Origin of the sequence: Mesorhizobium sp. M0862 (genome assembly GCF_040319795.1) — a bacterium.
Lineage (GTDB): Bacteria > Pseudomonadota > Alphaproteobacteria > Rhizobiales > Rhizobiaceae > Mesorhizobium.
The window spans coordinates 1-11,605 of the sequence record NZ_JAMYOJ010000048.1; the positions used below are offsets into that span (position 1 = coordinate 1).

Here is an 11,605-nt window from a genome sequence, read left to right on the forward strand (position 1 = left end):
GTTCCTTCGCGGGAATCAGGTGACGTGAACAATCACCAGCCTGCCATGACCGCCCCCTCTCAGCGAATTTGCAGAACTCTCAGCACACTACCCAAGGGCGTTCGGACCGCGACCTTGCCCGCTGGTCTGACACCGCATTCCTCCATCATTGGCGAGCCCACGTCAGTTCAGGGGATGCGGATTCATCTGGCATGGGTATTGCGGCGGCGTTGGTGCAGCGTTCGACCGGAGCGCCGCGATAGGGAGAAGCCCGGGAGAAGTCACGCCACCTCGATCCGGTCAGGGAGAGAGAAACAGTGTCAGCTGCACAAGTCCGCGGCGCGAGTCCCGCGCCCCGCAAACCCTTCTACACCAAGCTCTACGCCCAGGTGCTTGCCGCCATCGCGCTCGGCGTCGCAATTGGCTATTTTTATCCGGAGACCGGCGAGAGCCTGAAGCCGCTGGGTGATGCCTTCATCAAGCTGGTCAAGATGATCATCGCGCCTGTCATCTTCCTGACAATTGCGACCGGCATTGCTGGCATGAACGATCTTCATAAGGTCGGCCGGGTCGCCGGCAAGGCAATGGTTTATTTCCTCACCTTCTCAACGCTCGCGCTGATCGTCGGCCTCATCGTCGCCAATGTCGTCCAGCCTGGCGACGGCCTGAACATCGATCCGGCCTCGCTCGATGTCCAGGCCGTGAATACCTATGCCGCAAAAGCCAAAGCGCAGTCGGTCACCGGCTTCCTGATGAACATCATCCCGCCAACGATCGTCGGTGCCTTCGCGGAAGGCGACATCCTGCAGGTGCTGTTCTTCTCGGTTCTGTTCGGCATGGCGCTTGCGATGGCCGGAGAGACGGGCAAGCCTGTCGTTTCCTTCCTCCAGGCGCTCATTGTGCCTGTCTTCAAGCTCGTCGGAATTCTGATGAAGGCCGCGCCGATCGGCGCTTTTGGCGCGATGGCCTTCACCATCGGCAGATATGGCATCGGTTCGGTGGTCAACCTCGCGATGCTGGTCGCGACGTTCTATTTCACCGCCTTCCTCTTCGTGTTCGGGGTTCTCGGCGCGGTCTGCCGCTACAACGGCTTTTCGATTTGTTCTCTCATTCGTTACATCAAGGAAGAGCTGCTGCTTGTCCTCGCAACATCCTCCTCGGAGGCGGCGCTCCCGTCGCTGATGGAGAAAATGGAGAAGGCGGGCGCCAGGCGTTCGGTTGTGGGTCTCGTCATCCCGGCCGGATATTCGTTCAATCTGGACGGCACGAATATTTACATGACGCTAGCGGCTCTCTTCATCGCACAGGCGACGAACACGGATCTGTCCATCGGCGATCAGGTGCTGCTGCTGCTCGTAGCAATGCTTTCCTCCAAGGGCGCTGCAGGTGTGACAGGTGCGGGCTTCATCACCCTGGCGGCTACGCTCGCGGTAGTTCCGAGTGTTCCCGTTGCTGGGATGGCACTGATACTCGGCATCGACCGATTCATGTCCGAATGCCGGGCGCTGACGAATTGCGTCGGCAACGCAGTGGCATCCCTCGTCGTCGCACGCTGGGAAGGAGAGTTGGACCGAGCACAGATGAAAGCTGCCTTCAGCGGTCATCAGCTTACCGAGGCATCAAACCGGCTACCCTCCTGCAAGTAAGGTGGGCGGCCCACGACCTGTCAAGTCGCTTAGCTGGTCACATAACTGAACGACCGACCCGCAGCCTCTAAACGGCTCCTCACGGACCATGTATCAGAAGCGCTAAATGTGTGAGTGCAAATCTTCACCGCCCTTTAAGCGAATGAGCCTTTCAGTATACCCGGCCGGTTTACGTCTGCAATGATGTTCGTCCAACACGTTGTGCCCATTCGTATGGGGACGTCTTCACTTTGCCACCCGAAACCGAAACGCGCTAGGCGGACAGAGAGCCGGCCCGCGTCAAAAACCAATCAGAATAGGACCTATGACCAAGCGCCCCACAATTGCCGATCTCGCCCGCGAAGCCCGAGTCAGCGTAGCAACGATCGATCGGGTTCTGAACGCCCGCCATCCGGTGCGCGAGGAGACCGCGCGGCGGGTCCACGACGCCGCCCAGGCGATCGGCTATCATGCTGCCGGGCTAATCAAGCAGCGGTTGCGGCGAGACCTACCGCACTACCGTCTGGGCTTCATCTTGAGAAAACCGGCCCAGCATTTCTACCAAGATTTAGCGCGCGAGGTCGAAGCATCGGTCAATTTGGCCCAGTCCTTCCACGGCATTCCGCTCGTCGAATTCGCCCCGTCACATATGCCGAGCGACCTGATCGCGCCGCTCAAGGAGTTGGGCGCACGCTGCCATGCAATCGCGATGGTGGCACCGGACCACCCGAAAATCACAGCAGCGGTTGAGGACCTCAAGGCCAAGGGCATTCCGGTTTTCTCGCTGCTTTCCGACTTCGCCGCCGGCGTGCGACAGGGGTATATCGGCCTTAACAACCGCAAGGTGGGGCGCACGGCCGCTTGGATGGTGTCCAAGGTCGCAAAACGGCCCGGCAAAGTGGCGGTGTTTGTCGGCAGCCATCGTTTCCAGGGGCACGAGCTCCGTGACGTCGGCTTTCGCTCCTATTGCCGTGAGAACGCGCCCACGTTCGAGGTGCTGGATCCGGTCATGAACCTCGAGAAACGGCAGATCACCTACGAGGCAACGCTTGATCTCATGCAGCGGGAGCCCGAGCTCGTCGGCTTCTATGTCGCCGGCGGCGGCATGGAGGGCGCGATCTCCGCGCTCCGAGAAGAGGGCAAAAGTCGGGATCTCGTCGCGATCGTGAATGAAATCACACCTGAGTCTCGGGCAGCGCTCGCAGATAACATCGTCACGATGGCGGTCGCCACGCCAATGCGCCGGCTTTGCCAGGAGCTGATAACGCTGATGACACGGGCTATCGAGACCGGCACCGCTGAAACACCCGGACAGACATTTCTGCCGTTCGACATCCATCTGCCGGAAAATATATGAAGGCGGAAGCGCGAGGTAGATTGCCTAGATCCGCAGCGTCAACCTCCACCGGCTTCACTTGCCAACATGCCCACGTTCTCGTGCAGGGGGTGTGGTCAATGATCCCGCACGGCAAGAGCCGAGCGAGGCCAGCACAGTCCATTTGGGGTCGACCTCGTCGACCGCCATCTCCTCGCCTGGCTGCACGTGAAAAGCCGCGGCACAGCCGGCAAGGTAGGAATTTAACCGGGCTAACCATCTTCTGGGACTTCGCACGCAAATCGAGGCGGCGTCAATTCAGTAGCAGCCCGGGCGTGTGTTCTGCTCGTTCCGGCCCCTCGCACTTAGCAAGGAACTGCGCCGCTCTGCCGGGCCAAAGGCCCGACGCCCGAAGGGCAACCGCTCCTACGCGATCGCGTCCGCCTCCAGAAGCCGCCATCGAAAAGAATGCTCGCGTCGTCACCACCTACGGCCAAAGCGGGCAATCAAGGCAGCTGGCATCACTCTGCCACACATCCTCGACGAGCAACTCGCCTGAGATCAGCCCCAGAACGTAGGTAACACGCGCCGCGCCGGCGCTTGTCGAACATGCTGATCAGCCTGTCTTACAGGCGGTGATTAGGTGGGGCTCAACATCTTCCGGGACTTCGCACGCGATTTCGAGGTGGCAGTCGGTACCAAGAAACGAAAGGTCGGATCGGCGTGCCCGAGACGCTCAATGATTTCAGGCAAAGGCGCCAGGCGAGATGCCTCCTGCAACATCATTTCCCGCATCCACATGCTTGCCGGATCACTATTGTGAAGCTCAGGCCATTGGACGGCTTCCGTGAATGCAGGAGGAGGAAGTGGCGGCGGAAGTTGGACAATCCGCAGGGGTGTTGCTTTTGCGAAATGCTGCGCCAGCCGTAAGGGCATGGTCCCGATGCGGTTGGTGCCTGACAGGACGGGCGGGATCAGGCTAAAGCCCTGTACGACAACTTCGATACGTCTCTCGAAACCGTGCTCGAGCAAATACCATTCCTCCATGGTGGGCTGCCGGGTGTGCCTGAATTTGAGCACAACATGTCCCATGCACAAGTATCGCTCGAATGTAAGTGGCTCCGACAGCTGCTTGTTCGTGCCGCAGCCTACGCCTACGAGCTTATCTTCGAACAGGGCTGCGCGAGGATGTTTCGACATGAACACTTCCGGCATGATCAGAAAATCAACGTCGCCGCGCCGGAGAAGCTCCTCGGGGTCGTCGCAAATAGGCAGACATTCAAAGCGAACGGCGGGAGCTTCCTGCGCAGCGCGCTCTACTATCTTCCTAAAAAATACGAGCGTGATGTAATCGGAAAGCATGATTCGGAAGAGACGATCCGATTGGGCCGGGTTAAAGGCGTCGGGGGAAATAATCGATAGCTGGATGTGCAGCAATGCGTCCCGGACTGCTGGGGCGAGCCCGTCGGCGCGCGGCGTCAAAATGAGCTCGCGGCCGTTCATCGTAAATAGCTCATCGTTAAAATAGGCGCGTAGCCGAGCAACGGCGGCGCTCATGGCCGGCTGGCTCAGGTTGATACTGCGAGCCGCGGCAGTGACTTTACGCTCCCTCATCAGAGCGTCCAGCACAACGAGGAGATTTAGATCCAGCCCTTTAAAACGCATGTCATGTTCTATCCAACGTGTGGATGCGTATCATTCAAACAATCAATTTTACGAATTTACGAGCCATGCATTAGAGGAACGGAAAGTGAGCGACGTCAAGCTCAAATCGACGACACGGGCCGGAACTCGAGAGAGCGTCTGGCTCACCTTCGCCAACGACAACGGCTGAGTGCAGCCACCAACGCCGCTTTGGTCGAGTAATGCGGCCGCAAAAACCAATATGAAGAGAGGTCCTGAATGCGCCATCAGGTGCAGTGGAAGTTGTGCTGGGAAAACGAGTTGCAGCTCTCCGATCACGTTAAGCTCGCCGAGTTCTTTCGTGATACGTATGGGCCGACTGGGGCGTCCAACGCAGAACCGTTCGAAGGTAGTCGAAGCTGGGCCGGAGCCAGGCCTGAACTCCGCGTAATCGCCTATGATTCAAGCGGTGTAGCGGCTCACATGGGCATACTGCGCCGTTTCATCAAGGTCGACGCGGTCGACCTGTTGGTGGCTGAACTGGGCCTGTACGGGGTACGTCCGGACCTTGAGGGTCTGGGAATCGCCCATTCAATCCATGTCATGCTTCCAATACTGCAGGAGCTTGGCGTTCCATTCGCTTTCGGAACGGTCAGGGACGCGATGCGGAATCATGTTGAGAGGTTCGGACGGCGATACAGCCCTATGGCCGTTTTGTCGGGAATTCGCGTGCGCTCCACCCGACCAGAGGCCCGCCTCGACCTGCCGCCCACACGCATCGATGACGCACTCACAATTGTTCTGCCAGTTGGACGGCCGATCAGCGAATGGCCCACGGGCACGATGATAGATCGGAACGGACCAGAGCTATGAGCCGGTCCGATTGCTTGTACGAAGTGCGCCGTGAGTGCTCTGACGGCACCGGCCGTCGAAGCGTTTATCTGACGTTTGACGACGGTCCCAATCCACTTTTCACACCGGAGATTCTCGACGTGCTGGCAGAGCAGCGGGTGCCGGCGACTTTCTTCGTCATCGGCGCCTACGCCTTAGAGCACCCATATCTAATCCAACGGATGATCGCAGAAGGGCACGAGGTAGGCAACCACACGATGTCTCATCCGGATCTGTACCAATGCGGTTTCGGCGAAGTGCAACGTGAGGTCTTTGAAGCGAACGACGCCATCATGAGAGCGTGCCCGCAGGCCTCGGTCCGCTTTGTTCGCGCGCCCTACGGCGCCTGGAGCGAAGAAGTCTGCACAGCATCACAGATCGCCGGGCTGGCGGCCCTTCATTGGTCCGTCGACCCTCGAGATTGGTCTCGCCCTGGAGTCGAGGCGATTATCGATAAAGTGCTCGCCTCCGTCCGGCCGGGCGCAATTGTACTCTTGCACGACGGATGCCCTCCCGGCGAGTTGAGCCAGGGCGCTCACGCCGGCATGCGCGACCAGACGGTCACGGCGCTGTCCCGGCTGATTCCAGCACTGCGTGAGCGCGGATTTGTAATCCGCTCACTTCCTCAACATCACTGAACAACGAGATCCCATGACTCTTCTTGGTACAACCAGCACTGTGGCCATTTCGCTTTATGCACTGCTCTCGACTGCCTATAAGAGCATGCAAGGGCTTTATGCTATGCCGACAAAGGATTCGTCGGCGTTGGAGGTTCTCGCCGGCTCCGACAAACTGCCCAGCGTCGATGTCATCGTCCCCTGCTTCAACGAGGATCCGCGCACGCTTTCAGAGTGCCTGGCTTCCATTGCAGACCAAGAATACGCCGGAAGACTTCGGGTCTATTTGGTTGATGACGGTTCTGGAAATCGCGAAGCCTTAGGAACTGTCCACGAAGACTACGCGCGCGACCCCAGGTTCGACATCATTTTGCTTCCCGAGAATGTTGGAAAGCGCAAGGCGCAGATCGCCGCGATACGACGCTCATCAGGGGATCTGGTGCTTAACGTTGATTCAGACACGGTACTCGCGCCCGACGTCATTTCCAAGCTTGTACCGAAGATGCGAGATTCAGCGGTCGGCGCAGTCATGGGTCAGTTGACGGCCAGTAACCGAACCGAGAGCTGGCTGACCAGGCTGATAGACATGGAGTACTGGCTGGCTTGCAACGAGGAGCGCGCGGCACAGGCTCGCTTCGGTGCCGTTATGTGCTGTTGCGGCCCATGTGCCATGTACCGCCGGTCTGCGCTCCTTTTGTTACTGGACCAGTACGAGTCGCAATTTTTTCGGGGCAAGCCAAGCGACTTCGGTGAGGATCGCCATCTCACTATCCTGATGCTGAAAGCAGGCTTTCGAACCGAATACGTTCCGAGCGCCATCGCGGCCACAGTCGTTCCGAACAGACTCGGACCGTATCTGCGCCAACAACTCCGTTGGGCACGAAGCACATTCCGGGACACACTGCTTGGGCTGCGCTTGCTGCCTAGCCTAAATAGCTATCTCACGTTGGACGTGGTCGGACAGAATCTCGGCGCGCTACTCCTCGCCCTATCGGTATTAACGGGCCTCGCACATTTCGCACTGACAGGCACTGTGCCTTGGTGGACAGGACTGATGATTGTGTCCATGACCATGCTCCGATGCAGCGTGGTAGCATTTCGTGCTCGACAATTTCGATTTCTTGGCTTTTCGCTGCACACGTTCATCAACGTCTTTCTCTTGCTTCCGTTGAAGGCCTACGCGCTGTGTACCTTGAGCAATAGCGATTGGCTGTCGCGAAGCTCTGCTGTCGCTACATCGAACACTGGGGGAAAACAGGCCCCCACCCAAGCTCCGATCACTGGTTCCAGCAGGGCAGAACTCTCGCCCCATTCGGCTCCGCTTCGCAGGCTCAATCTTGCGCGGGATTCTTCGGAATTAGTCCTGTCGGACAACATTTGCGGCGACGAGTGATCGCTAATTACCTAATGGACGAGAGGTGCACGAGTTTGACCCAGAACGCGAATCATCAGTTGCTTGATCGGGAATTGGCCGCAGACGATCCGTGGCGCCTCGACGGCAATCCGTTCGAGCGGAAGCGCCACACGCAAATGCTCCAGCTGGCGCTTGCCCAAGGCTCCATTACAAATGCCCTCGAAGTCGGGTGCGCTGCCGGCGCATTCACGGAAAAACTAGCCCCCTACTGCCAAGGGCTCACCGTCATCGATGTCGTGGCGCAAGCGATTGCTCGAGCACGTCAACGGATAAAGGAGCCGTCGCGCATCAACTGGATAGTCTCCGACGTTCAACAGTTTTCGACCGACGAGTTGTTTGACCTGATCGTTGTGGCGGAGGTCCTCTACTACCTCGGAGACATAGCCGAGATGCGCGCGGCCGTCAAAAACCTGGTGCGGGTGCTTGCGCCCGGCGGGCATCTGATCTTCGGATCGGCAAGGGATGCTAATTGCCGTCGCTGGGGTCACGCCGCTGGTGCTGAGCCGGTCATCGCCATGCTGAACGAAACGTTGATCGAGGTAGAGCGTCTTGAGTGTCGGGGCGAGTCGGTCAACGAAGACTGCTTGCTCGTCCGTTTCCGGAACCCGATTTCCGCTTCCTGATGAATCGATCTATCGCCGTTAACGTGGAGACACTATGCGAATCTGTGGTACCAAGCTGACCCATGATGGGGCGATCGCCCTGGTCGAGGATGGACGGCTCGTCTTCTGCGTTGACCAGGAAAAGCGGCACAACGATCCGCGTTACCAATCCATCGATAATCTCGACGCAATTGTTGCCGCTTTAGCGGAGCAGCGGCTAGATCCTTGTGATGTCGATCAGTTCGTTATCGACGGCGCGGATGGCGAAGACGAGTCACAGTTTCAGGTCGGCAGGCAACCAAGCAACCGCCAGTTTTGTCGTCCCTCTCGGTAAAATGTACCCATGTCCATGGTAGCGATCGACCTTACTGACGTAAGCAAAACTTATGACAAGCTCGTTGTCGACAGGCTGTCGTTCCGCGTTGCGGCGGGGGAATGCTTCGGGCTCTTGGGACCGAACGGCGCGGGCAAAAGCACGATTGCGCGTATGGTCCTCGGCATGACAACGCCTGATGCGGGGAAGATTACTGTGCTCGGCGCTCCAGTGCCGGCGCGCGCGCGTTTGGCACGTATGCGCATCGGCGTGGTCCCGCAGTTCGACAATCTTGATGCCGCGTTCACTGTACGCGAGAACCTGTTGGTGTTCGGGCGCTACTTCCGGATGAGCAGACGCCAGATCGATGCGGTCATACCATCGCTGCTTGAGTTCGCCCGCCTCGAGAACAAAGCGGATGCGCGCGTCGCCGAACTGTCCGGCGGCATGAAGCGGCGCCTGACGCTCGCGCGTGCGCTGATCAATGACCCGCACTTGCTGGTGATGGACGAGCCGACCACCGGCCTCGATCCGCAGGCCCGCCACCTGATCTGGGATCGGCTGCGATCGCTGCTGGCGCGGGGCAAGACTATTCTTTTGACTACCCATTTCATGGAAGAGGCCGAGCGGCTGTGCGATCGGCTGTGCGTTATGGAGGAGGGGCGCAAGATCGCCGAAGGTCGCCCGTCCGAACTCATTGACGAGCAGATCGGCTGTGACGTGGTCGAGGTCTACGGCGGCAATCCGCATGAACTGGGTGCGCTGATCCGGCCGTACGCACAGCGCATCGAGGTGAGCGGTGAGACGCTTTTTTGCTATGCACCCGATCCGGAGCAGGTGCTGGCGCAGCTACGCGGGCGCACGGGTCTACGCCTTCTGCAGCGTCCCCCCAATCTCGAGGATGTGTTTTTGCGGTTAACCGGGCGCGAGATGGAGGACTGAACAATGGGCGAACGTTATGCGGCGGGCATGCCCGCCAATGCGTGGAATTGGGTCGCGGTTTGGCGCCGCAACTATCTTGGATGGAAGAAAATCGGGCTTGCATCGGTTCTCGGCAACCTCGCCGATCCGATGATCTATCTGTTCGGTCTCGGCTTTGGCATCGGAACAATGATAGGTCCTGTTGAGGGCACTTCGTACATTGCGTTTCTCGCGGCTGGCATGGTTGCCACAAGCGTGATGGCATCGGCGACCGCTGAAACGGTCTACGGGAGTTTCGGCCGCATGGGCGACCAGCGCACCTGGGAAGGAATGCTGTGCACTCAGCTGACGCTCGGCGATATCTTACTCGGCGAATTGGCGTGGGCAGCCACGAAGGCCCTCATGGCGGGCACAGCAATCACTATTGTTGCCACCACGCTCGGATACGCATCGTGGCCATCCATCCTCTGCTTGCTGCCAGTCATCGCTCTCAATGGCCTCGCCTTCGCGAGTCTAGCGATGGTCGTCACGGCGCTTGCGCCCAGCTATGAATATTTCATATTTTATAATACGCTTGTTATTACACCCATGCTGTTCCTTTGCGGCGCGATGTTTCCGGTCAACCAATTGCCCGGCGCTTTTCAGTATGCTGCCTCCTTATTGCCGCTCGCACATGCAATCGACCTCATTCGTCCAGCGATGCTTGGCCGTCCGATTGACAAAATGGGCCTGCATATCGGCGCGCTTTGCATATACACGGTTTTGCCCTTCTTCTTTTCGATTGCTCTTTTTCGTCGAAGGCTGATGCGTTGACGCTACTCACCATTCGAATTGAATGTTTGGGCGCAACCCATTCACACGCCGCCTAGATTAAGACATGCGTTTTAAAGGACTCGATCTGAACCTCCTCGTTGTGTTGGACGCTCTGGTCAGGGAACGTAAAGTCACCGCGGCGGCTCGCAGTATCAACCTGAGCCAGCCGGCAATGAGCGCCGCCGTTGCTCGGTTACGCGCCTATTTCAGCGATGAGCTATTTACGATGAGCGGCCGCGAGCTCATTTTGACACCGCGCGCTGAGGGGCTCGCCCCAGCAGTCAGGGAGGCATTGCTGCACATCCAGCTATCGATTATTTCCTGGGACGCCTTCAACCCAGCCCAATCGGATCGTCGCTTCCGGATCATCCTTTCCGATTACATCACGCTCGTATTTTTTAGGAAGATAGTAGAGCGCGCTGCGCAGGAAGCTCCCGCCGTTCGCTTTGAATGTCTGCCTATTTGCGACGACCCCGAGGAGCTTCTCCGGCGCGGCGACGTTGATTTTCTAATTATGCCGGAAGTATTCATGTCGAAACATCCTCGCGCAGCCCTGTTCGAAGATAAGCTCGTATGCGTAGGCTGCCGCACGAACAAGCAGCTGTCAGAGCCACTTACATTGGAGCGATACTTATCGATGGGGCAGGTTGTCCTCAAATTCGGGGACACCCGGCAGCTCTCCATCGAGGAATGGTATCTGCTTGAGCACGGTATCGAGAGACGTATCGAAGTTGTCGTACACGGCTTTAGCCTGATCCCGCCCGTTGTATCCGGCACCAACCGCATCGGGACCATGCCCTTACGGCTGGCGCAGCATTTCGCAAAAACAACACCCCTGCGGATTGTCCAACTTCCGCCGCCACTTCCTCCCGCATTCACGGAGGCCGTTCAATGGCCTGCGCTCCACAATAGTGATCCGGCAAGCCTGTGGATGCGGGAAATGATGTTGCAGGAGGGATCTCGTATGATTCCTCTGCCTAAGAGCACCGGACGTCTCAGTTGTCCCCAAATTGAGAAAATGCCCCCCCCTCGACTATGAGAGGAGGCATGGATGGCGATGCCCCGCCGCCTGCGACCCCGCAACTGCTCAGCAGAAGGGCGAAGCGAACGAGAGTGAATCCATTTCGTAAATGTGTGCCTATCCAAGCAATCGATTTCTGCAATTGTCCGATGACGAATATGAACGCGCCTGAAGGTGTGGAGGCGGAAGCCTGTTCGGGCCCTTGCGGCCGACCACGATGAATCCCTTCCAAACTTTCAGCCGGACGGTGTTGTTGACCCGCTCCATTAAATGCCGGGACCAAACATATTCGGCGGGAGCACTGATCCTGAACCAGCGAGCGGATGCAGTCGGTTGCCGGTCGGGGAGCAATATAGGGAGCTGGGTCGCCAGCCTCCGGAGACTTACGTGACAACCATTCCTTAAAGGATTCAGCTTTGAGACCCTTCCCTCTGACTTCCGCGATTTGGGGCATTGTGTTGATCAGCGGCG

Annotated in this window: 10 protein-coding genes and 2 pseudogenes; 11 read left to right on the forward strand and 1 reads right to left on the reverse strand. The window is 58.3% G+C overall.

Annotated elements, in window-relative coordinates; all coding sequences use genetic code 11:
- The first annotated feature begins 296 nt into the window (after positions 1 to 296).
- From NKI15_RS31695 to NKI15_RS32080, 3 genes and pseudogenes are all read left to right on the forward strand, one after another.
- The gene (locus NKI15_RS31695; RefSeq protein ID WP_023706359.1) at positions 297 to 1,625 is read left to right on the forward strand and encodes a dicarboxylate/amino acid:cation symporter; all 1,329 of its coding nucleotides are present in this window, start codon (positions 297 to 299) and stop codon (positions 1,623 to 1,625) included.
- A 304-nt stretch (positions 1,626 to 1,929) separates the two neighbouring features.
- Positions 1,930 to 2,961, forward strand: a complete 1,032-nt coding sequence (locus NKI15_RS31700) for a LacI family DNA-binding transcriptional regulator (protein ID WP_023703127.1) — start codon at positions 1,930 to 1,932, stop codon at positions 2,959 to 2,961.
- A gap of 289 nt (positions 2,962 to 3,250) precedes the next feature.
- Positions 3,251 to 3,478 (forward strand): annotated as a pseudogene (locus tag NKI15_RS32080) (IS1634 family transposase); the annotation flags it as partial.
- Between the two features lie 80 nt (positions 3,479 to 3,558).
- On the opposite strand, the gene NKI15_RS31705 reads toward NKI15_RS32080, so the two are convergent.
- Complete coding sequence (locus NKI15_RS31705; protein ID WP_023807977.1) at positions 3,559 to 4,584, reverse strand: LysR family transcriptional regulator; 1,026 nt, start codon at positions 4,582 to 4,584, stop codon at positions 3,559 to 3,561.
- A gap of 237 nt (positions 4,585 to 4,821) precedes the next feature.
- On the opposite strand from NKI15_RS31705, the gene NKI15_RS31710 reads away from it, so the two are divergent.
- From NKI15_RS31710 to NKI15_RS31745, 8 genes and pseudogenes are all read left to right on the forward strand, one after another.
- Positions 4,822 to 5,415, forward strand: a complete 594-nt coding sequence (locus NKI15_RS31710; RefSeq protein WP_023685029.1) for a NodA family N-acyltransferase — start codon at positions 4,822 to 4,824, stop codon at positions 5,413 to 5,415.
- Entirely contained in the window at positions 5,412 to 6,071 is a 660-nt protein-coding gene (nodB, locus tag NKI15_RS31715; protein WP_023672235.1) for a chitooligosaccharide deacetylase NodB, read from the forward strand. The genes NKI15_RS31710 and nodB overlap by 4 nt, the downstream gene beginning before the upstream one ends.
- A 13-nt stretch (positions 6,072 to 6,084) precedes the next feature.
- Entirely contained in the window at positions 6,085 to 7,443 is a 1,359-nt protein-coding gene (gene nodC / locus NKI15_RS31720) for a chitooligosaccharide synthase NodC (RefSeq protein WP_352840839.1), read from the forward strand.
- Between the two features lie 14 nt (positions 7,444 to 7,457).
- On the forward strand, positions 7,458 to 8,087 hold the full coding sequence (gene nodS, locus NKI15_RS31725) for a nodulation methyltransferase NodS (RefSeq protein WP_352596284.1): 630 nt from the start codon (positions 7,458 to 7,460) through the stop codon (positions 8,085 to 8,087).
- 34 nt (positions 8,088 to 8,121) lie between these two features.
- Positions 8,122 to 8,355: pseudogene (locus tag NKI15_RS31730) on the forward strand (carbamoyltransferase N-terminal domain-containing protein); the annotation flags it as partial.
- 54 nt (positions 8,356 to 8,409) lie between these two features.
- Positions 8,410 to 9,321 carry a nodulation factor ABC transporter ATP-binding protein NodI gene (gene nodI / locus NKI15_RS31735; protein WP_352545564.1) on the forward strand — a complete coding sequence of 304 codons (912 nt, stop codon included), beginning with the start codon at positions 8,410 to 8,412 and terminating at the stop codon, positions 9,319 to 9,321.
- 3 nt (positions 9,322 to 9,324) lie between these two features.
- A complete protein-coding gene (locus NKI15_RS31740) occupies positions 9,325 to 10,113 on the forward strand; it encodes an ABC transporter permease (RefSeq protein ID WP_023687364.1) in 789 nt (262 codons plus the stop codon).
- Between the two features lie 64 nt (positions 10,114 to 10,177).
- A complete protein-coding gene (locus NKI15_RS31745; protein WP_352888147.1) occupies positions 10,178 to 11,152 on the forward strand; it encodes a LysR family transcriptional regulator in 975 nt (324 codons plus the stop codon).
- Positions 11,153 to 11,605: the final 453 nt, after the last annotated feature.